General features: G+C 65.5%; 19 protein-coding genes and 1 other RNA gene. 4 read left to right on the top strand and 16 right to left on the bottom strand.

Annotated elements, in window-relative coordinates; translation table 11 throughout:
* Nucleotides 1-9: 9 nt before the first annotated feature.
* The 12 genes from U858_RS0107905 to rnpB all read right to left on the bottom strand — a co-directional run bounded on the left by U858_RS0107905 (nt 10) and on the right by rnpB (nt 14450).
* Nucleotides 10-960: a D-alanine--D-alanine ligase gene (locus U858_RS0107905; protein ID WP_025136630.1), complete on the bottom strand. Its 951-nt coding sequence runs from the start codon at nt 958-960 to the stop codon at nt 10-12.
* The gene (murC, locus tag U858_RS0107900; protein ID WP_025136629.1) at nt 957-2363 is read right to left on the bottom strand and encodes a UDP-N-acetylmuramate--L-alanine ligase; all 1407 of its coding nucleotides are present in this window, start codon (nt 2361-2363) and stop codon (nt 957-959) included. The genes U858_RS0107905 and murC overlap by 4 nt, the downstream gene beginning before the upstream one ends.
* Entirely contained in the window at nt 2360-3439 is a 1080-nt protein-coding gene (gene murG / locus U858_RS0107895; RefSeq protein ID WP_025136628.1) for an undecaprenyldiphospho-muramoylpentapeptide beta-N-acetylglucosaminyltransferase, read from the bottom strand. Before murG ends, murC begins: the two co-directional genes overlap by 4 nt.
* Entirely contained in the window at nt 3436-4629 is a 1194-nt protein-coding gene (ftsW, locus tag U858_RS0107890) for a putative lipid II flippase FtsW (protein WP_025136627.1), read from the bottom strand. The genes murG and ftsW overlap by 4 nt, the downstream gene beginning before the upstream one ends.
* Nucleotides 4626-6158 carry a UDP-N-acetylmuramoyl-L-alanine--D-glutamate ligase gene (murD, locus tag U858_RS0107885; RefSeq protein WP_025136626.1) on the bottom strand — a complete coding sequence of 511 codons (1533 nt, stop codon included), beginning with the start codon at nt 6156-6158 and terminating at the stop codon, nt 4626-4628. Before murD ends, ftsW begins: the two co-directional genes overlap by 4 nt.
* Entirely contained in the window at nt 6155-7324 is a 1170-nt protein-coding gene (mraY, locus tag U858_RS0107880; RefSeq protein WP_025136625.1) for a phospho-N-acetylmuramoyl-pentapeptide-transferase, read from the bottom strand. Before mraY ends, murD begins: the two co-directional genes overlap by 4 nt.
* The gene (gene murF, locus U858_RS0107875) at nt 7314-10178 is read right to left on the bottom strand and encodes a bifunctional UDP-N-acetylmuramoyl-L-alanyl-D-glutamate--2,6-diaminopimelate ligase MurE/UDP-N-acetylmuramoyl-tripeptide--D-alanyl-D-alanine ligase MurF (protein WP_025136624.1); all 2865 of its coding nucleotides are present in this window, start codon (nt 10176-10178) and stop codon (nt 7314-7316) included. The genes mraY and murF overlap by 11 nt, the downstream gene beginning before the upstream one ends.
* Entirely contained in the window at nt 10175-11902 is a 1728-nt protein-coding gene (locus tag U858_RS0107870; RefSeq protein WP_025136623.1) for a penicillin-binding protein 2, read from the bottom strand. Before U858_RS0107870 ends, murF begins: the two co-directional genes overlap by 4 nt.
* Complete coding sequence (gene ftsL / locus U858_RS0107865) at nt 11899-12189, bottom strand: cell division protein FtsL (protein WP_025136622.1); 291 nt, start codon at nt 12187-12189, stop codon at nt 11899-11901. The genes U858_RS0107870 and ftsL overlap by 4 nt, the downstream gene beginning before the upstream one ends.
* Nucleotides 12189-13286: a 16S rRNA (cytosine(1402)-N(4))-methyltransferase RsmH gene (gene rsmH, locus U858_RS0107860; protein WP_025136621.1), complete on the bottom strand. Its 1098-nt coding sequence runs from the start codon at nt 13284-13286 to the stop codon at nt 12189-12191. Before rsmH ends, ftsL begins: the two co-directional genes overlap by 1 nt.
* A 7-nt stretch (nt 13287-13293) precedes the next feature.
* On the bottom strand, nt 13294-13722 hold the full coding sequence (gene mraZ, locus U858_RS0107855) for a division/cell wall cluster transcriptional repressor MraZ (RefSeq protein WP_025136620.1): 429 nt from the start codon (nt 13720-13722) through the stop codon (nt 13294-13296).
* Between the two features lie 322 nt (nt 13723-14044).
* An RNA gene (gene rnpB, locus U858_RS34220) (RNase P RNA component class A) lies at nt 14045-14450 on the bottom strand.
* A 117-nt stretch (nt 14451-14567) separates the two neighbouring features.
* Here rnpB and U858_RS0107850 point away from each other — a divergent pair.
* Nucleotides 14568-16391, top strand: coding sequence for an ATP-binding cassette domain-containing protein (locus U858_RS0107850; protein WP_025136619.1), 1824 nt, complete (start codon nt 14568-14570; stop codon nt 16389-16391).
* Between the two features lie 67 nt (nt 16392-16458).
* Here the strand turns inward: U858_RS0107850 and pyrC are convergent, their stop codons facing one another.
* Nucleotides 16459-17523 carry a dihydroorotase gene (gene pyrC, locus U858_RS0107845; RefSeq protein WP_042884624.1) on the bottom strand — a complete coding sequence of 355 codons (1065 nt, stop codon included), beginning with the start codon at nt 17521-17523 and terminating at the stop codon, nt 16459-16461.
* A 10-nt stretch (nt 17524-17533) separates the two neighbouring features.
* Entirely contained in the window at nt 17534-18727 is a 1194-nt protein-coding gene (locus U858_RS0107840; RefSeq protein WP_025136617.1) for a M20 aminoacylase family protein, read from the bottom strand.
* A gap of 147 nt (nt 18728-18874) precedes the next feature.
* Between U858_RS0107840 and U858_RS0107835 the strand changes: the two genes are divergently transcribed.
* The gene (locus tag U858_RS0107835) at nt 18875-19153 is read left to right on the top strand and encodes an SWIB/MDM2 domain-containing protein (RefSeq protein ID WP_006217453.1); all 279 of its coding nucleotides are present in this window, start codon (nt 18875-18877) and stop codon (nt 19151-19153) included.
* Between the two features lie 167 nt (nt 19154-19320).
* On the opposite strand, the gene gcvA is transcribed toward U858_RS0107835, so the two are convergent.
* Nucleotides 19321-20241, bottom strand: coding sequence for a transcriptional regulator GcvA (gene gcvA / locus U858_RS0107830; RefSeq protein WP_025136616.1), 921 nt, complete (start codon nt 20239-20241; stop codon nt 19321-19323).
* A 182-nt stretch (nt 20242-20423) separates the two neighbouring features.
* Between gcvA and U858_RS0107825 the strand changes: the two genes are divergently transcribed.
* Nucleotides 20424-20981, top strand: a complete 558-nt coding sequence (locus U858_RS0107825; RefSeq protein WP_232786514.1) for a LysE family translocator — start codon at nt 20424-20426, stop codon at nt 20979-20981.
* A 50-nt stretch (nt 20982-21031) separates the two neighbouring features.
* Here the strand turns inward: U858_RS0107825 and U858_RS0107820 are convergent, their stop codons facing one another.
* A complete protein-coding gene (locus U858_RS0107820; RefSeq protein WP_025136614.1) occupies nt 21032-21397 on the bottom strand; it encodes a membrane protein in 366 nt (121 codons plus the stop codon).
* 69 nt (nt 21398-21466) lie between these two features.
* On the opposite strand from U858_RS0107820, the gene U858_RS36110 reads away from it, so the two are divergent.
* Nucleotides 21467-21647: hypothetical protein (locus U858_RS36110; protein ID WP_232786513.1), on the top strand; the 181-nt coding region annotated here is incomplete at its 3' end.

The following is a 21647-nucleotide window of genomic DNA, read 5'->3' as shown; positions in this document are numbered from 1 at the left end:
GTATCCAGGTCAAGCGTTGCGGGCGATGCTGTGCACTTTGCACGAAGCGTCGGCCAGGATCGCCACGCACAGGTCGGCGTAGCTCATCCCCGTGGCGCGAGCGGCCATGGGAACCAGCGAATGGCTCGTCATGCCGGGCGAAGTATTCATTTCAAGCAGCCAGGGGCGGTTGTCGGCGTCCAGGATGAAGTCGGCGCGGCCCCAGCCTTCGCAGCCCAGCGCGCGGTAGGCGCGCACGGCGATGTCGGACACTTCTTCGGCCACCGCCGGCGGCAGCGTGGCCGGGCAGAAGTACTGCGTGTCGTCCGAGAAGTACTTGTGCTCGTAGTCGTAATTGCCCCCGGGCGCGGCGATCTCGATGACCGGCAGCGCGCGCGCGGTCTTGCCGCCGCCCAGCACCGCCACAGTCAGTTCGCGGCCCTGGATGAATTGTTCGGCCAGCACCTCGGCGTCGAACTTGGCGGCCAGGGCATAGGCTTCCTTCATGTCGGAATAACCCACCACCTTGGTGATGCCCACGGTCGAACCTTCATGCGGCGGCTTGATGATCAGCGGCAGGCTCAGGCGGTCAGGCACCAGGCGCAGTTCGGTGTCGGCATCCAGCAATTCGAATTGCGGCGTCGGCAGGCCCTGCTGCAGCCAGACGCGCTTGGTCATGGTCTTGTCCATGGCCAGCGCCGAAGCCAGCGGGCCGCTGCCGGTATAGGGAATGCCCAGCAGTTCCAGCGCGCCCTGGATCGAACCGTCTTCGCCGTAGCGGCCGTGCAGCGCGATGAACACGCGGTCAAAGCCCTGGCTGGCCAGCTCGGCCAGGCTGTGCTCGCCGGTGTCGAACAGGTGCGCGTCGACGCCGGCGCTGAGCAGCGCCTGGTGCACGCCGGCCCCGGACATCAGGGATACCTCGCGCTCGGCGGAACGACCGCCGTACAACACGCCTACCTTGCCGAATTTCGCGGTCATGCCAGTTCTCCAACTTGAGCGGGGACCTTGCTGATCGAACCCGCTCCCATAACAATCACCACGTCGCCGTCGCGCACGAAATCCACCACGGCTTGCGGCAGTTCGGCGACGTCTTCGACGAAAACCGGTTCGACCTTGCCGGCCACACGCAGGGCGCGCGACAAGGCGCGGCCATCGGCGGCCACCAGGGGCGGCTCGCCCGCGGAATAGACCTCGGTCAGCAGCACGGCGTCGGCCGTGCCCAGCACACGCACGAAATCTTCGAAGCAATCACGCGTCCGCGTGTAGCGATGCGGCTGGAACGCCAGCACGATGCGGCGGTCGGGCCAGGCGCCACGGGCGGCTGCCAGCGTGGCGGCCATCTCGACCGGGTGGTGGCCGTAGTCGTCGATCACCGTGAAGGTGCCGCCGCCATGCGAGGCGGGCACCGGGAATTCGCCGGTCTGCGTGAACCGCCGGCCCACGCCCTTGAACGAGGCCAGCGCGTCGCAGATGGCTTCGTCGGACACGCCCAGTTCAGTCGCCACGGCGATTGCCGCCAGCGCATTGCGCACGTTGTGCAGGCCCGGCAGGTTCAACACCACCTGCAAGGGCGGCAGCAGGGTGTCGCGATGGCTGCGCTGCACGTTGAAGCGCATGCGCGTGCCTTCCGGCTGCACTTCGTAGCCGCGCACCATGGCTTCTTCGTTCAGGCCGTACGAGGTAATGGGGCGCGACACGAACGGCATGATCTCGCGCACGTTGGCGTCGTCGGTGCACAGCACGGCGCTGCCGTAGAACGGCAGGCGCTGCGTGAACTCGATGAACGCGCTCTTCAGGCGCGCGACGTCATGGCCGTAGGTGTCCATGTGGTCCGCGTCGATGTTGGTCACGATGGCCATCACCGGCAGCAGGTTCAGGAACGAGGCGTCGGATTCGTCGGCTTCGACCACGATGTAGTCGCCCTGCCCCAGCCGCGCATTGGCGCCCGCGGAATTCAGGCGGCCGCCGATCACGAAGGTCGGATCCAGGTCGCCCGCAGCCAGGATGCTGGCCACCAGGCTGGTCGTGGTGGTCTTGCCGTGCGTGCCGGCCACCGCAATGCCGCGCTTCAACCGCATCAGTTCGGCCAGCATGATGGCGCGCGGCACCACCGGGATGCGCGCGGCGCGTGCCGCGATGACCTCGGGGTTGTCGCCCGCCACCGCCGTGGACGTGACGATCGCGCCCGCACCGGTGACATTGCTGGCGACGTGGCCGATGGCGATGTTCACGCCCAGGCCCGCCAGGCGGCGCGTCACGGCCGACTCGTTCAGATCGGAACCGCTGATGGTGTAGCCCAGGTTGAGCAGCACCTCGGCAATGCCGCTCATGCCCGAGCCGCCGATGCCTACGAAATGGATATGTTGAATTCTGTGTTTCATGTTGAACGCCCCGCTGCTTGTTCACAGACGTCGGCGATATGGGCTGCGGCTTCAGGGTGCGCATGCGCGCGGGCCCGTTCGGCGACAGCCTGCAGTTCTTGACGGGAGCGCTGGTCCAGCCAGTCCGCCAACCACTCGGGGCTCAAGGCGTTCTGCGGCTGCAGCCAGGCGGCCTGCGCGTCGCTCAGGAAGCGCGCGTTGGCGGTTTGGTGGTCATCGATAGCATGGGGAAGCGGCACGAACAGCGCCGCCACACCCGCCGCAGCCACTTCGGACACCGTCATGGCGCCCGCGCGGCAGATCAGCAGGTCGGCATCGCCCATGGCGCCGGCCATGTCGTCGATGAAGGCGCGGCAGTCGGCCGCCACGCCCGCCTGGGCGTAGGCCTGCTGCAGCGCCGGCAGATGTTGCTCGCCGGCCTGGTGCACCACCACGGGCCGACGGTCTTGCGGCAGGCGCGCCAGCGCCTGGGGTACGGCGGTATTCAATGCCTGGGCGCCCAGGCTGCCGCCGACCACCAGCACCCGCAGCGCGCCGCTGCGGCCGCTGTAGCGCTGGGCCGGATCGGGCAAGGCGCACAGGTCGGCGCGTACCGGATTGCCCATGGCTTCGCCCTTGGGCAGTACGCCAGGGAAGCCGCTGAGCACGCGGCGGGCCATGCGGGCCAGCCACTTGTTGGCGGTGCCGGCCACGGCGTTCTGTTCGTGCACCACCAGCGGCGTGCCGCGCAGCGCCGCGATGACGCCGCCAGGGAAAGCGACGTAGCCGCCCATGCCCAGCACCACATCGGGACGCACCGCGGACAACCGCCCCCAGGCCTGCGCAAACGCACGCACCAGCAGGAACGGCAGCTTGAGCAGCGCCGTGGCGCCCTTGCCGCGCACACCGGCAAAGCGCAGCGGCACGAGTTCGATCCCGCGCGGCGGCACCAGCTTGCCTTCCATCTTGTCGGGATTGCCCAGCCACAGCACGCGCCAGCCGCGCTGGCGCAGCACATCGGCCACGGCCAGGCCGGGCATGATGTGGCCGCCAGTGCCGCCGGCCATGATCAGGATGGTGCGAGGCGTAGCGCTCATGTCCGCCCCCCGCGCATCATGATGCGGTTTTCGACGTCCACCCGGATCAGCATGGCCAGGGCGCACAGGTTCATCACCACGCCCGAACCGCCGTAGCTCATCAGCGGCAGGGTCAGACCCTTGGTGGGCAGCAGCCCCAGGCACACGCCCATGTTGATGAAGGCCTGCACGCCGAACCACATCGCCACGCCATGCGCCACCAGACCCGCGAAGGTGCGTTCCATGGCGATGGCCTGGCGGCCGATGTCAAAGCCGCGGTAGACGATGATGGCGAACAGCGTGATCACCAGCATCACGCCGGCAAAGCCGAGTTCCTCGCCCACCACCGCCATCAGGAAGTCGGTGTGCGCTTCGGGCAGATAATGCAGTTTTTCGACGCTGGCGCCCAGGCCCACGCCCAGCCATTCGCCGCGGCCCAACGCGATCAGCGAATGCGACAGCTGATAGGCGCTGCCGTAGGCGTTGTCTTCGTTCCAGGGATCCAGGTAGGCGAACAGGCGCGCACGGCGCCACGGCGACAGCCAGATCAGCATCAGGAAGGTGCTGACCAGCACCGCCAGCAGGCTGCTGAAGTACTTGCCGTTGATACCTCCCAGGAACAGGATGCCGATGGCAATCGCCACGATCACCATGAAGGCGCCCAGGTCGGGCTCGAGCAGCAGCAGCATGCCCACGCCGGCCAGCGCGAACGCCATCGGCAGAAAGCCGCGGGCAAAGGCCTGCATGTGTTCTTGCTTGCGCACGGTGTAGTCGGCGGCGTACAGCAGCGCGGCCAGCTTCATCAGTTCGGACGGCTGGAAATTCAGCGGACCCAGGGGAATCCAGCGGTGGGCGCCGTTGACCTCGCGGCCGATGCCGGGCACCAGCACGGCCACCAGCAGCACCATTGCCACCACGAACAGCGGCACGGCCAGCCGTTGCCACACGCGGATGGGAATGGCCAGCACGATCGCGGCGGCCAGCAGGCCGGCGCTGACGAACAGGCCGTGGCGGATCACGAAGTAATAGCGGCCATACGAGGCATAGCGCGGGCCGTCGGCCAGCGCGATCGATGCCGAATACACCATCAGCAAGCCAAGCAGCAACAACGTCGACGCCGCGATGACCAGCGGCAGATCGAAGTTGCGCATGCGGGTACGGCCGGGCCGTACGGCGTTGACGCTGGCGGTGAGATCGGCGATCAGGCTCATGCCACCTCTCCTCGGTCGCGAGCCAGGTCTTCGACCTCTTCCACGAACACCTGCCCGCGGTGCGGGTAGTTGCGGAACATGTCCATGCTGGCGCAGGCGGGCGACAGCAGCACCGCGTCGCCGGTTTGCGCCAGGTCGGCGGCGCGGCGCACGGCCTCGTGCAGGGATGCGGCCTGGATGCAGTCGACGCCAGTCTCGGCCAGCACGCGGCCGATTTCAGGACCGTCCTGGCCGATGAGCACGACGGCGCGCGCGTGGCGCGAGACAACCGGGATCAGGGGCGAGAAGTCCTGCCCCTTGCCCAGGCCGCCAGCGATCAGCACCACAGGCTGGCCCAGGCCTTCCAGCGCGGCCACGGTGGCGCCCACGTTGGTGCCCTTGCTGTCGTTGATGTAATCGACGCCGCCGATATTGCGCACGAACGCAGCACGATGCGGTTCGCCTGCGTAGTCGCGCAGCGCACGCAGCATGGCGCCCCAGCCCAGGTCCAGGCAGCGCGCCAGTTGCAGCGCGGCCAGGGCATTCAAGGCGTTGTGGATGCCGCGGATGCGCAAGGCATCCACCGGCATCAGGCGGCTCATGCGGCCCTTGGCGCGCACGGGTTCCGGCGCATCTTTCTTGCGGCGCACGGGCGCGACAGGTTCGTCGAAATCGACCGGCTCGGCGGCGACCAGCCAGGCCACCCCCTGGCCCAGCTCCAGGCCCATGTCGCCCACGCGCTCGGGCACGTCACGGCCGAAGCTGCGCACGTTCAGCGCGTCCAGCGTCGGCACCATGGCGACCGTGTACGGATCTTCGCGATTGACGATGGCCACGCGCGCCATCTTCAAGAGGCGCGCCTTGGCCTGCGCATAGGCGTCCATGCCGCCATGCCAGTCCAGGTGGTCTTGCGTCACGTTCAGCACGACGGCGGCGTCGGCCATCAGCGTGTGCGTGGTTTCCAGCTGGAAGCTGGAAAACTCCAGCACCCACACCTGCGGCAGTTCGTCGGCGTCCAGCGCCCCGATCAATGCGGTCAGCGCTGCCGGGCTGATATTGCCGGCAGCCAGCACCGACAGGCCGCTGGCCTGCACCAGGTCGCGCGTCAGTGCGGTCACGGTGGTCTTGCCATTGGTGCCGGTCACGGCCAGCACGCGGGGACGGTACTCGCGGGTTTCGGCCAATTCGGCCAAAGCGCGTGCGAACAGTTCCATTTCGCCGATGACTTCGATGCCGCGGGCCTTGGCCTCGCGCAGCAGGTCTTCGGCCGGCGCGCCGGTGGGCGCCAGGCCCGGGCTGATCACGACCTGGTTCACGTCGTCCAGTAGAGCGATGTCGAACGAGGTGTCGCAACCCAGGCGGTATTCGACATCGGCCTGCGCCAGCGCGTCGCGCAGCGCCGGCAACCCGCCCGGCTCCGCACGCGTGTCGGCCACGCGCAGGCGGGCGCCCTGTCGGGCGCACCAGCGAGCGGCGGCGACACCCGACTCGCCCAATCCGAGGATCAGGACGAGCGGCGCGTCAGCGCGGGAGGTTTCCATCGTATTCATCGCAACTTCAGGGTAGAGAGGCCAATCAGCACCAGCATCATGCTGATGATCCAGAAACGCACGACCACCTGGGTTTCTTTCCAGCCGCCCACTTCAAAGTGATGATGCAGCGGCGCCATGCGGAATATGCGTCGACCTGTTCCATAACGTCGCTTCGTGTACTTGAACCAGGTCACCTGGATCATCACCGACAGGGTCTCGACCACGAACACGCCGCCCATGATGAACAGCACGATTTCCTGGCGCACGATGACCGCGATGGTGCCCAGCGCGCCGCCCAAAGCCAGTGCGCCGACGTCGCCCATGAAGACCTGCGCCGGATACGCGTTGAACCACAAAAATGCCAGTCCCGCGCCGCCGATTGCCGCGCACAGCACCATCAGTTCGGACGCCCCCGGGATATACGGGAACAGCAGGTACTTCGAATAGTCGACGCGGCCGACGACGTAGGCGAAGATGCCCAGCGCGCTGCCCACCATGACGGTAGGCATGATCGCCAGGCCATCCAGGCCGTCGGTCAGGTTGACGGCGTTGCTGGTGCCCACGATCACGGCCCAGGTCAGCGCCACGAAACCCAGCACGCCCAGCGGATAGCTGACGGTCTTGAAGAACGGCACGATCAGGTCGGCGCGCGTCGGCAGCGCCATCGTGAAGCCGCTGCCGACCCAGGCCTTGAAGAGCGGCCACAGTTCGGTATTGGCCGGCGCCGACACGGCAAACGCCAGGTAGACCGCGGCCACCAGGCCGATGGTGGCTTGCCAGAAGAACTTCTGGCGCGCCGGCATACCTTCCGGATCGCGGTAGACCACCTTGCGGTAATCGTCCATCCAGCCGATCCAGCCGAAGCCGAAGGTCACCAGCAGCACCACCCACACGAAGCGGTTGGTCCAGTCGGCCCACAGCAGCGTGCTGATGGCGATGGAAATCAGGATCAGCACGCCGCCCATGGTGGGGGTGCCGGTCTTGACCAGATGGGTTTCGGGGCCGTACGAACGCACGGCCTGACCGATCTTCATTTCGGTCAGCTTGCGGATCACGCGCGGACCGGCCACCAGGCCGATCAGCAAGGCGGTGGCGCATGCCAGCACCGCACGCAGCGTGATGTACTCGAACACGCCCAAGGCGCGCACATCATCGGAAAGCAGGCGGGCGATCTCAAGCAGCATGGTGGTCTCCCTGCCCCTTGGACACTTGCCCGTCAGTCGAAGTAAAAGCCGTCACTACCCGCTCCATGCGCATAAAGCGCGATCCCTTAATCAATACGCAGGACGCGCGCAGGCCGCGCAACGCGGCAACGACTTCGTCTACCGATGCGCAGGCGTGCGCGTCCGAACCGTAAGCGGCGGCTGCCGCCCGGCTGGCTTCGCCTAGCGTGATGAGTGCGTCGAGCCCATGCTCGCGCGCGTAATTGCCCACCTCGACATGCATGGCGGGGCCGTTGTCCCCGACCTCGCCCATGTCGCCCAGGACCAGGACGCGGGTGCCGCCGATGCGCGCCAGCACGTCGATGGCCACGCGAACCGAATCGGGGTTGGCATTGTAGGTATCATCAATGAGCAACGTTCCGTCACTCAATTTCTTGTACTGCATGCGACCCGCGACCGGGCTGAAACCCGCCAGCGCGCGCACGGCGACATCCAGCGGCACCCCCGCAGCAATGGCGCTGGCGATGGCCGCCAGGGCATTGCGCAGGTTGTGCAGGCCGGGCACCGGCAGCGTCAGGTCGGCGGCGCCCATCGGCGTCACCACGCGGCAACGCGTCGAATCGACGTCTGCCAGGATCTGTTCCGCGTAGACGTCCAGGCCGGGCTGCAAGCCGAAACGCAGCACGCGGCGCGGCGCGGCCAACTTGTCCCAGATAGCGGCATAGGGCTCGTCGCCGGGGTACACGGCCACGCCGTCGTCGGGCAGGGCCGCGATGGCCGCGCCATTTTCGTAGGCCACTGCTTCCACGGTGTGCATGAATTCCTGGTGCTCGCGCTGCGCATTGGTCACCAACGCCACGCTGGGCGCGGCGATGGCGGCCAGCTGCGCGATCTCGCCCGGATGATTCATGCCCAGTTCGAACACCGCCGCACGATGCTCGGGCCGCAAGCGCAACAGCGTCAGCGGCACGCCGATATCGTTGTTCAGGTTGCCCGCGGTGGCCAGCCGGGCCGCTTCGCCCTTCCAGCCCGCCAGCATGGCGGAAATCATTTCCTTCGTGGTCGTCTTGCCATTGCTGCCCGTCACCGCCACCACCGGCAGCGTGTATTGGGCGCGCCAGGCGGCGCCGATGCGCATCAGCGCCAGGCGGGTATCACCCAGCACCAGTTGCGGCAGGCTCGAATCCGGCACGGCATGCGCCACCACGGCGGCGCAGGCGCCACGTTCCGCAGCCTGGTCCAGGTAGTTATGCGCGTCGAAGTTGTCGCCGACCAGCGCCACGAACAATTCGCCGGCGCCGATGCGGCGCGTGTCCGTGGACACGCCCTTCACCAGCGGCAACAGCAGCGCCAGTCGGGCCCACTCGCGGTCGTCGAAGGGCAGCTTTTCGCCACCGATGTCCTGGTAGGTCTCGTGGCCCTTGCCGGCCAGCAGCACGACGTCTTCGGGCGAACTAGCCCAGATGGTCTGCATGATGGCGCGAGCGCGGTCGACCTCGACATCGGCGCCTGCCGACGCGGGAATGCCGGCCAGGATCTGGGCCACGATGGCCTCGGGCGATTCGGTACGGGGGTTGTCGCTCGACACCACCACGTGGTCGGCCAGCTCAGCGGCAATGCGGCCCATTTCGGGGCGCTTGCCCGGATCGCGTTCGCCGCCGCAGCCAAACAGGCAGATGAGGCGGCCGGCCCGCGCCTGCGCCACCGGGCGCAGTGCGGCCAGCGCACGAGCCAACGCGTCGGGCGTGTGGGCGTAATCCACGACGACCAGCGCGCCGCGCCCAGCATTGGCCTGGGTGCTGGAGACAACGGGTTCCACGGTCTGCAGGCGGCCATCGACGGGATCGGTCGCGGCCAATTCACGCGCGATCTGCGCGAACGGCAGGCCCAGCTTGTACAGCACGCCGGCCACCAGCAACAGGTTGGACACGTTGTGCGCGCCCAGGAGGCGCGTCACAATCTGTGCCTCGCCATGCGGCGACACCAGCGTGAAGATCTGGCCTTGGGCGGTCGCCTGCAGATCACGCGCGCGCATCGCGGCGGGAATCGCGGCATCCGCGCTCAGGCTGTAGCCCATGACCGATACGTCGGCCGGCAGCGACGCAATCAGGCGGCGTCCAGCTTCGTCGTCCGCGTTCACCACGGCGGCATTCAGGCCCGGCCAGCGGAACAGGCGCGCCTTGGCGGCCTCGTAGCGTTCCATCGTGCCGTGGTAATCCAGATGATCGCGGGTCAGGTTGGTGTACGCGGCCAACGCCACGCGCACGCCATCCATGCGGCCCTGTTCGATGCCGATGGAAGAGGCTTCCATGGCCACCGCCTTGGCGCCGGCATCGCGCATCGCGGCCAGCAGGCGGTGCACGGTCAGCACATCGGGGGTCGTCAGGCTGCCGCCCAGCGTGCGGCCGTCGGGCAGCACGGCGCCCAGCGTACCGATGGTGCCGCAAGGCTTGTCATTGCGGCCCAGTGCATGGGCAATCCATTGCACCGACGAGGTCTTGCCATTGGTGCCGGTCACGGCCACCACGGCCAGCGCCGACGACGGACGGCCATACCAGGTGTCGCCCAGTTCGCCCAGCAGGGCGCGCAGGCCGGTCACCGGCAGCATCGGCGTATCGCCGGCAGCGCCAGCGGCTTCGATGGTCTCGGTGGCGGGCGCCTCGAACAACACCGCGCTGGCGCCCAGCGCCAACGCCTTCTCTATATAGAGGCGGCCATCGCTGGACAGGCCCGGGCAGGCGACGAACACGTCGCCCGGCTCGATCTCGCGCGAGTCCAGTTTCAGGTGCGCGGTCAACGACACGCGCGAATGCAACCACGCCACGGCTTGTTCGACCGTGGCGGCGGGGGATGAGAGGAAGCCTTTGGCGCTCATCTGCCTGGCTCCTTGATACCGGCAACAATAGTGGATTCGAAGGGCGCGTCCGGCCTCACGCCCATCAACCGCAGACTCCCGCCGACAATATGGGAGAACACGGGTGCGGCAATCGCGCCGCCGTAATAACCGCCGACCGTGGGCTCGTCGATGGACACGGCCACGACGATCTTCGGATCGGACACGGGCGCAAAGCCCACGTACGAGCTGCGATAGCGCTGCATGCTGTACTTGCCGTCGACGATCTTGCGCGCGGTGCCGCTCTTGCCGGCCACGCGGTAGCCCTGGACCTGGGCGGCCTTGGTGCCGTCGGGGCCGGCGGCGGCTTCCAGCATGCCGCGCACCAGCGCGGTGGTCTTGGGCGTATAGATCTTGACGCTGGTGGGATCGCTGTCGCGCTTGACCAGGGTCAGCGAAACCATGTCACCGTTGCGGGCGAACACGGTGTAGGCGCGCGCCACCTGCAGCAGCGACACCGACAGGCCGTAGCCATAGGCCATCGTGGCCTTTTCGATCAGGCGCCAGCGGTCCCAGGGACGCAGGCGGCCGGGCGCGGCGCCGGGGAATCCCACTTGGGGCGCCTGCCCCAGGCCCAACTCGGTGAAGCGGTCCCACATCTCGCGGGATTCCAGCTTCTCGGAGATCATCGTCATGCCGATGTTGCTGGACTTGCGCAGCACGCCGGCCACGTCCAGCGTACCGTTGCGGCTCACGTCGCTGATCGTGCTGCCCTGGTAGGTAAAGCGGCCGTTGCCGGTTTCGAAGAGGGTGGTCGTGCTGATGCGGCCCAGGTCCAGCGCCAGCGCGGCGGTGAAGGGCTTCATGATCGAGCCGGGCTCGAACGTGTCGGTGATGGCCTGGTTGCGCAGGTTGGCGCCGTGGAAAGTTTCGCGTTTGTTCGGATCGAACGTCGGCACGTTGGCCAGCGCCAGGATTTCGCCGGTATGCACATCGACGACCACGGCGGTTGCGCCCTTGGCCTGGTGCTTGTCCATGGCGTCCTTCAATTCCTTGAACACCAGGTACTGCAAACGGGTATCGATGGACAGGCGCAGATCGCGGCCATCCACCGGCAGGGTCACGGCCTGCACGTCTTCGATGACGCGACCCAGGCGGTCCTTGATGACGCGGCGACTGCCCGGGCGACCGGACAACTGCTGGTTGAACGTCAGTTCGACGCCTTCCTGGCCCTGGTCTTCGACGCTGTTGAACCCGACCACGTGCGCCATCACATCGCCGTCCGGGTAGTAGCGGCGCGTCTCGGGCTGCTGGTGCACGCCGGGCAGGCCCAGCTGCTTGATCTTGTCGGCCACGTCCATCGAGACCTGGCGCTTGAGATAGACGAAGTTCTTGTCTTCCTCGACCCGGCGACGCAGGTCGGCGATCGGGGACTCCAGCAGCTTGGCCAGAGAATCCAGTTGGGCCGGCGTGGCCTGCTTCAGGTCTTCGGGGATCGCCCAGATAGCACGCGCCGGCACGCTCGAAGCCAGCACCGCGCCATTGCGGTCCATGATCTTGCCGCGTGTGGCGGCCAGCGTCAGCGTGCGCTCGTAGCGGCGTTCGCCTTGCTGTTGCAGGAATTCGGTGGACAGACCTTGCAGGAACAAGGCGCGGCCGGCCAGCACGGTAAAACCGCCGAACAGCAGGATCAGCACCAGGCGGGCGCGCCAGGTGGGCAACTGTCCGCGCAGCACCGGATTGTCGAAGAACGGAACGCGCTTCATTGGGCACCTCCGTTAGCCGGCACCGGGGCCTGGTTCAAGTACAGCGTGCGGTCCGGAACGATGGGAATCATCTTCAGGTTGTCGCGCGCAATCACGTCGACCCGCGCATTGCGCGCAAGCTCGGCACGTTCCAGCTGCAGGCGCCGCCAGTTGGTTTCCAGGTCGCGTGCCTGCGCCTGATCACGACCCAGCTCGACAAAGAGCTGGCGCGACTGATACCGGCTGGTGACCAGGGAAATGGCCGACAGCATCAGTAAAGCCGCAACGATCAGGTTGACGCGACCCATCAGCGGCGCCCTCCTTTGCCGCCGCGGCGAGGCGGCGGAGCCAGATCGCTGCCGGGCAGCGAGCCGATCTTCACAAACGCGGCGCCGCCTTCGGCGGACAGGGGTGTTTCGGTACGCTCGGCGACGCGCAGCACCGCCGAGCGGGCGCGCGCATTGGCCGAGACTTCGTCGTCTTCGGCCAGCACGCGTCCCAGGGAACGCAATACGGGTTGGGGCATTTCGCTTTCACGCAGCGGCAGGCGCGCATGCGCGGCAGCCGGACGAGCCGCCGCCGCGATGCACTGCTTGACCATGCGGTCTTCAAGCGAATGAAAGCTGATCACCGCCAACCTCCCCCCTGGGGCGAGCAGATCTAAAGCTGACGCGAGGGTGCGCGCGAGCTCTTCGAGTTCCCGATTGATGTAAATCCGTAGAGCTTGAAAGGTGCGTGTGGCCGGATGCTGCCCCTTTTCGCGCGTGCGGACGGCGCTGGCGACGCACTCGGCAAGTTCGAGCGTGGTGCGCAGCGGCCTTGTTGCGCGGCGAGCAGCAATCGCCTTTGCAACCTGAAAAGCAAACCGTTCTTCGCCATAATCCGCTATGACCTCCCGCATCTCATCCACACTGGCTTGCGCCAGCCAATCCGCCACCGTGGGTCCACGAGTGGTGTCCATCCGCATGTCGAGCGGGCCGTCTCGCATGAACGAGAAACCGCGCTCGGCATCGTCGATCTGAGGCGACGACACGCCCAGATCCAGCATCACGCCATCGACCTTGTCGATGCCGAGCTGCCCTAATTCTTCGGCCATGGTGGCAAAGCCGCCATGCACCACCGTCACCCGGGAATCCGCCGCCGCCAACGCATTGGCGACCGCAATGGCCTCGGGGTCCTTGTCGAACACCACCAGCCGCGCCCCCGCCCCCAGGCGACTGAGCAATTCCCGGCTGTGGCCGCCGCGTCCGAACGTACCGTCTACGAAGACGCCACGTTCCGCCCGCGTAGCCGCGGCCGGCTCGTCCTGGATGTGCGACCGGGTCGCGCCTTTGCCGCCGAAATCGGCCAGCAACAGCGCGTCCACCGTCGGCTCCAGCAGGACGGGCCGATGTTCGAATTCCATAACTTTTTCAGAACGAAAACTGATTCAACACATCCGGCATACCCTTGGCCAGGTCTTCAGCCTCTCGGCTTGCCAGGGTAGCGGCATCCCACAGCTCGAAATGAGCGCCCAGACCGAGCAGCATCACATCGCGCGTCATACCGGAAGCGTTGCGCAGTTCAGGCGCGATCAGGACGCGGCCAGAGCCGTCCAGTTCCACGTCCTGAGCGTTGCCCAGCAACAGCCGCTGCAACGCGCGAGCCGTCATGGGAAAGGCGGCAATCTGCTCGCGCTTCTTTTCCCACTCGGGCCGCGGGTACACCAGCAGGCAGCCGTCTGGATGGCGAGTCAGGGTCAGGCGGCCTTCGGCCTGCGACACCAGCGCGTCACGATGCCGGGTCGGAATCGAGATCCGTCCCTTGGCATCCAGCGTGAGCGCGCTGCTTCCCTGAAACACCACTTTTACCCCACTTAATTGCACAATTTCCTACTATTTCCCACTCTACGGTATGGCAATGGGGCGGTCAAGCGCGCGGTTGCAATTTTTTCAATCACAACAAGGACTTAGAGCAACTTGTAAATGCGCAAAAAGAAAAACCTCCTAATAAATCAGGAGGTTGCGTCACTAACTAAAAGTGCTTCTTAAGAAGTGGCGGCTAACGATGCCTTTGCATTGTTTTACCTGGCCCGCTGGCCGAAGACTGGCGGGCGTTCCGCGCCCGCTGCCGCGTCATGGGCTTTGAAAAAAAGCCGCCGGCGCCGCACGGAAGAGAAATTCAATGCAAGACGGGTCTATAGGCCGGATTCTGTACGCCAGGTTTCCCTGGCGGGCAATCATTCCTCTGCGCGGATCATTGCTGAGCCGCTGTAGCCACCTACCCGCATGCTTGAACGGAGCCGCCCTTCGCGGCCCGAAAGCCGCACGCATGCCTATTTGATGTTGCTCCGGGTAGAGGTTGCCGCGTTTCACCCTGCGATGCCGCCGATCGTTGCCGACCGGCGCAATACGGAGATGGCCGTATCAGTGCGCGACTGGCGCGCCCGCCCCGCAGACTCGTCTCTGTGGTCCTATTCCTCGTCCGCGCCCGAAGACGCGGCCGGACGGCCGTTAGCCGTTACCCTGCCCTATGGAGTCCGGACCTTCCTCGATGGATTCGCATCCACCGCGATCGCCCGACCCGCCTTGCGGTGCGTATTCTAGTACAGGTTGCGAGCCTGTCCCCCAGAGGGTCCAAACGACCCGGCAGGGTTCCTGCGACAATAGCGCTTGATCCGCCTAGACGCAGCAGACACTACCACTACATGGCCCTCGCAACTCTCATCACCCTGACCGACATCCAGCTGGCCTACGGCCACCACCCGCTGCTGGACCACGCCGACTTCGCCATCCAGGCCGGCGAGCGCATCGGCCTCATCGGCCGCAACGGCGCCGGCAAGTCCTCGCTGCTCCGCCTGCTCGATGGCCGCACCCTGCCCGACGACGGTGACATCGCCCGCACGTCGGGCCTGCGCGTGGCCACGGTCGAACAGGAACCCGAGCTCGACGAGAACGCCACCGTCTTTGACGTCGTCTGCAATCTGGACGACGACCACGAAGACTGGCAACGCCCGTCGCGCGTACGCTCGGTGCTCGAAAAACTAGGCTTGCCCGCAGACGCGCAGATCGCCGGTCTGTCCGGCGGCACCCGCAAGCGCGTCGCGCTGGCCCGCGCCCTGGTCGACGAACCCGATCTGCTGCTGCTGGACGAGCCCACCAACCATCTCGACTTCGAAGGCATCGCCTGGCTGGAAGAGATGCTGCGCACCTGGAAGGGCGCCGCGGTCATCATTACCCACGATCGCCGCTTCCTGGATTCGGTGGCCACCCGCATCGTCGAACTCGATCGTGGGCGCCTGCTGAGCTTCCCCGGCAATTTCTCGCAATGGCAGGAGCGCAAGGCGCAGTGGCTCGAATCCGAACGTCTGGAGCAGGCGCGGTTCGACAAGCTGCTGGCCCAGGAAGAAGTCTGGATTCGCAAGGGCGTGGAAGCGCGCCGCACCCGCAATGAAGGCCGCGTTCGCCGGCTGGAGAAGCTGCGCGTCGAGCGCGCCGAGCGCCGCGAACGCGTCGGCGACGTCTCGCTGGCGCTGGCCGAAGGCCAACGCTCGGGCAAGATGGTGGCCGAGCTGGAACACGTCAGCAAGCGCTTTGGCGACAAGATCGTAGTGGACGACTACTCCACCACGCTGCTGCGCGGCGACCGCATCGGCATCGTCGGCCCCAACGGCGCCGGCAAGACCACGCTGCTCAAGCTCATCCTCGGTGAAATGCAGCCCGACAGCGGCAAGACCCGCCTGGGCACCAACGTTTCGGTCGCTTACTTCGACCAGATGCGCGCCCAACTGGATGAAAACGCCACCCTGGTCGACATCATCAGCCCGGGCAGCGAATGGGTGGAAATCGGCGGCACGCGCAAGCACGTCATGAGCTACCTGGGCGACTTCCTGTTCTCGCCCGCCCGCGCCGGCTCACCCGTGCGCAGCCTGTCCGGCGGCGAGCGCGCCCGCCTGCTGCTGGCGCGCCTGTTCGCCCGCCCCGCCAACGTCCTGGTACTGGACGAACCCACCAACGACCTGGACATCGAAACGCTCGAATTGCTGGAAGAACTGCTGCAGGAGTATTCCGGCACCGTCCTGCTGGTCAGCCACGATCGCGCCTTTTTGAACAACGTCGTCACGCAAACCATCGCCTATGAAGGCCACGGCCGCTGGCGCGACTACGTGGGCGGCTACGACGAATGGGTCGCCCAGCGCCCGGCATCGCCGAACGGCGAAGACGCCGAAAAGGCGATCAAGGCTGCCGACGAGGCGGCGGCGCGCGCCAAGGCCGCCAAGCCTAAGCCGGCCAAGAGCGCCAAGATGAACTCGTGGGAACTGCGCGAACTGGAAGGCCTGCCCGAGGCCATCGCCGCACTGGAAGCCAAGCAGGCCGAACTGGCCGGCAAGCTGGCCGACGGCAGCCTGTATCGCGATGCCCCGGCCGAAGTCGAGCGCATCAACGGCGAACTGTCCAAGCTCGAAAGCGAACTCGAAGAAAAGTTCGCCCGCTGGGAGCTGCTCGAGGCGCGCCGCGAAGGCGCTCTGTAAAGACAACGCCACTATCTATATATATAGATAGTGGCATGTCATGGATGGGCGGCAAGGCCGCCCGCGGTCAGACTGCTGCGCGCCAGGCCAGGGTTTCACCCGCGGCCAGCGGCACCAGCGCCGTATTGCCGAACGGCACTTCATCCGGAATCTGGAAGCTTTCGCGTACCAGCGTCAGCGTGCCCGTATTGCGCGGCAGGCCATAGAAGTCCGGACCATGGAAGCTGGCAAAGCCTTCCAGCTTGTCCAGCTTGCCGACGGCATCGAATGCCGTGGCGTACAGCTCCATGGCGTGCAGCGCCGTGTAGCAACCGGCACAGCCGCAGGCGTGTTCCTTCAGTCCGCGCGCATGCGGCGCGCTGTCCGTGCCCAGGAAGAATCGCGGGCTGCCGCTGGTCGCGGCTTCCACCAACGCCAGGCGGTGCGTTTCACGCTTGAGAATCGGCAGGCAGTACCAGTGCGGCCGCACGCCGCCCTGGAAAATGGCGTTGCGGTTGTACAGCATGTGCTGCGGTGTGATCGTGGCCGCGATCGGACCTTCGGCATCGCGCACGTACTCGGCGCCTTCCTTGGTCGTGATGTGCTCGAACACCACCTTCAGCGCCGGGAAGGCGCGGCGCAGCGGCTTCATCACGCGCTCCACGAAAATCGCCTCGCGGTCGAACACGTCGATCGACGGATCGGTCACTTCGCCATGCACCAGCAGCGGCATGCCGCATTTTTCCAGTGCTTCCAGCGCCTTGGCGCACTTGCCCAGCAGGTCGGTCACGCCGGCATCGGAATTGGTGGTCGCACCCGCCGGGTACAGTTTGACCGCGTAGACCTGGCCGGACTCGTGCGCACGGAAAATCTCTTCGGCCGACGTGTTATCGGTCAGGTACAGCGTCATCAGCGGCGTGAACGCGTCGGCGTTGCCGCCCGCCTTGGTCAGCGCAGCCAGGATGCGGCCACGGTAGGCCAGCGCCTGCTCGGTGGTGGTCACCGGCGGCCTCAGGTTCGGCATGATGATGGCGCGGGCGAATTGCCGGGCGGTATCCGCCACCACGGCTTCCAGCGCCGTGCCGTCGCGCAGGTGCAGGTGCCAGTCGTCGGGGCGGGTGATGATCAGTTGCTGGGTGTTTTGCGTAGACATGGGAAGCTTCTTAATCTGCCAGCGGCATGCCCCGTTCGGCCAGCGCGCAGAACATCGCGCTGCCCAGGGGAATGACGGCATCGTTGAAATCAAAATGCGAGTTGTGCAGCACGCAGCCGGAATCGGCCCCGCCCTGCCCCAGCCGGAAATACGCGCCGGGCTTGCTCTGCAACATGAAGGAAAAATCTTCCGAACCCATCGACGGTACCAGGTCACGCACGACGTTCTCCTTGCCGATCATCTCGGTAGCAATGTCTGCGACAAGATTGGCGTGCTGCGGCGTGTTCAGGGTTGCGGGATAGATGCGTTCATAGATCAGTTCAGCCGTGCCGCCGAACGCACCGGCGATGGCAGTGACCAATTCGCGCATGCGCGTCTCGACCATTTCCTGCACCGACTTGCGGAACGTGCGCACCGTGCCCACCAGCTTGGCTTCGCGCGGGATCACGCTCATCGCGCCGGGGTGCCCAGCCTGCATCGAACCGATCGAGACTACCGCGGAATCGAGCGGATTGACGTTACGCGACACGATGGTCTGCAACGCCGTGATGATCTGGCCGGCGATGGTCACGGGGTCGATCGTCTGGTAAGGATGCGCGCCGTGGCCGCCGCGGCCGGTGATCTGGATCTCGAAGCGATCTGCGGCCGCCATCATCGGCCCGGGATTGATGCCGATGGTGCCAGGCTTCAGGCCCGGCCAGTTATGCAGCGCGTAAATCGCATCACACGGAAACGTATCGAATAACCCGTCCTCCAGCATGGCTTTCGCGCCACCGCGCCCTTCTTCGGCCGGCTGGAAGATCAGCACCGCCGTGCCGTCGAAATTGCGCGTCTGGGCCAGGTACTTGGCCGCCCCGATCAGCACCGCCGTATGGCCATCATGGCCGCAACCGTGCATCAGGCCGGGCTTGGTGGACTTGTGGCCGAAGTCGTTGTCTTCGGTCATGGGCAAGGCATCCATGTCGGCACGCAGGCCGATCATCCGGCCGCTGTCGCAGCGCTTGCCGCGAATGACACCCACCACACCGGTCTTGCCGATGCCTCGGTGCACCTCGATTCCCAGCGCCTCCAGCGCGCCCGCGACGATCCCGGAGGTCCGGACTTCTTCGAAGCCCAATTCTGGATGAGCATGCAAATCGCGCCGCAGCGCCGTCAATTCGTCATGAAACAGCCGAATTGATTCCAAAGGAGAACGTGCGTACATAGGAGGTTACAGAATGACGTGAGGTGGGGGACGGTCGGGACATTTTAGTTGCTACAGAGGATAAATGCCTTTGTCTTTACGGGAGAGACACGTTATGCTCCGGCCGCAGGACAATTTTTCCAACAGCCAGAGAAGGAGCGCCGCATTATGGCCACAACCTCCAAACCCGCGACCGCGCGCAAGCCGAACGCTGCATTCATGAAGCCCCTGACTCCCAGCGCCGAATTGGCTGCTGTGATCGGTTCGGAAGCCGTGCCGCGCACCGAGGTCACCAAGAAGATCTGGGAATACATCAAGAAGCACAACCTGCAAGACGCCAGCAACAAGCGCAACATCAACGCCGATGCCAAGCTGCGCCCGATCTTTGGCAAGGATCAGGTCACGATGTTCGAACTGACCAAGCTGGTCAACGCACATCTGAAGTAAGCAGGCAAAGGGCGTACCTCGTACGTCCCTGCCTCGATACTGTCGTGACGCCCTGGCTTGAACGCCGGGCGGACCCGACTTACGGCGTCTCCCCGCCGATGCAGTTCCGCAGGCTTTCCGCCTTGCGTGGCTTGACCCACACCCGCGTTGGGCACCGCCTCCCTCTTCTAGTTCAGCGTAGTGCCCGCCCTCGCTTGACGCGCTGTCTTGCCGGTGTGTTCGTGCGCCGCCTCCAGTAGCCACGCCCTGAATGCCGCGGCTTCAGGCCGCTGTGCTGTCGCATGCGCATAGACCAGCCAGTAACTGAAGTCATTGGGTAGCGCCAGGTCAAACAGCTGCACAAGGCGCCCAGCCCGCAGATCATCAGCGGCCAACATCAAGCGGCCCAACGCCACGCCCAGGCCGTCGGCAGCCGCTTGCAGCACAAGCGCGGCATCACTGAACTGCACGCCTCGATCCAGGTCAAGCGACACGCCCGTCAGCTCTCCCCAGTGTCGCCAGGCGGCGCGCGGCTCGTCGTGCAACAGCATGACGCTTGTCAGGCCTGCGGGTTGAGCCAGCACCGATTGCTCTTGCCGCAGCGTCGGGCTGCATACCGGACTCAAATACTCACGTGCGATCAGGTCCGCCTTCAACCCCGGCCAACGCCCTAAGCCAGAGCGTATCCCCAGATCGAATTCATCATCGCCCGACCAAAGCTGCACGGAACTTGAGAACTTGATTTCTATGTCGGGATGACGTGCCCGAAACGTCGGCAAGCGCGGCAGCAACCAACGAGACGCGAAGGACGGCAATGCCGTGATGCGCAGCGGCCCGTCCTTGCGCTCACGAACCTGTTCGGTTGCCGCAGCCATGCGGTCAAACGCGAGCGATAGCTCATCGAGATAAGCCCGGCCCTTGTGGGTCAGCGCCAACGTATGCCCTCGCCGCAGGAAGAGAGACCTGCCCAGCCATTGCTCCAACTGCCGTACCTGATGGCTGACGGCAGCCTGCGTCACGCACAGCTCGGCAGCGGCCCGCGTGAAACTCAAATGCCGCGCAGCGGATTCGAACGCTCGCATTGCGCTCATCGGAGGCAGACGTCGCATTTTCTCGATTAGCCAGGGTTATCGAAGCCATGAGAATAGATCGTTTTGAGCGCACCAGTAAGACCCGTCTAATGGCCATTCCGTCGGCGCCCACCTGACCTTCGCGCCGGCCTGTACAACAGCAGGGAGCAGTCATGGCAGGTTGGGAAATGTGGGCGGCATTCCTGGGATACGCAGCACCCATGATCATCAGTCCCGGGCCGGGCAACACCTTGTTGGCCACCGCGGGCGGCCGCTATGGCATCGGCGGATCCGTACCCTTCTGGATGGGTTTCGAAGCCGCCAATCTGGCCCTATGTGCGCTATACGGGCTGGGCTTGGGCGGCGCGCTGCACGAGCATCCTCAGATCCACGTCGCCCTGAAATGGGCCGGCGCCACCTATCTGCTCTACCTGGCCTGGTGTTTTTTCCGCGCATCGGTCAAACCCGCCGATCACGCCGAGCCCGACAAGCGCCTGCGGTTTGCCGACGGCTTCATCTGCGTGATCCTCAACCCGAAAATCCATTCGATGATCGTCGTCATGTTCGCGCAGTTCCTGACGCCGGACGTCAGCCTGCCCCTGCAGGTGGGCCAGCTCAGCGCGGCATTCGCGGTATTGGGGTTGCTCTGCCATTTCCCCTGGATCTATGGCGGCAAGGTCATCCTCGGCCGCTTCAATTCGCCGCGCGCGGTACGCATCCAGGCAGCGATCTTCGGCACCTCGATGTTGCTGGTCGCGTTGTACGTGGTCCTGAACTGACAATGCAAAAGGCCGGCATGTTGCCGGCCTTTCGTCGAGGACGCCTGAAATCAAGCGTAGGTGGTCGGCGCCGTACCGTCCAGCAGGGACAGCCAGCCCTTGATCAGGCGGTACAGGCCCCAAACAACCGTGGCGACCACACCAATCCAACCAATATAGATCACCAGGGCCAAGCCGCTGATGGCCAGCCACAGCAAAGCCCACCAGAAGGTGCGCAGCAGCCAGTCGAAATGGGCCGCGTAAACGGTGCCAGCGGCATCCGAACGCTTCAGGTACATCAACACGACCGCGGCCAACGTAGCAATGCCCAGGAAGCCACTGGTCAGAAAGCCCAGGGCAAACAAGCCGTAGGCCACATGGGTCAGCGTGCGCAGGTCTAATGCCGTACCGGGCGCGGGGGTCTGGGTATCACTCACGATTACGCTCCAACAATTGACTCAGTCAATCTTACCGCACAAAGCCATCTGGCCCACGAGCGTTGTTATTTGGGCACATTCAACATTGGCGCGGCTTGCAGCCCTGTTGACGGCCCTCTAGAGCATCCTTTTTCAGACCAGGCGCCTGCCAATCCACAGCATCTGACCCTACGTATTCCATGCTCGATGCTCACGCAAAAGCCCCTGGGCGGCGCAGCCGCCCAGGGGCTTTTTGTATTGTTGTGTTTGT

This window comes from Achromobacter sp. DH1f, assembly GCF_000633435.1.
GTDB lineage: Bacteria > Pseudomonadota > Gammaproteobacteria > Burkholderiales > Burkholderiaceae_B > Achromobacter > Achromobacter deleyi.
This window is presented reverse-complemented; position numbering and strand designations above follow the sequence as displayed.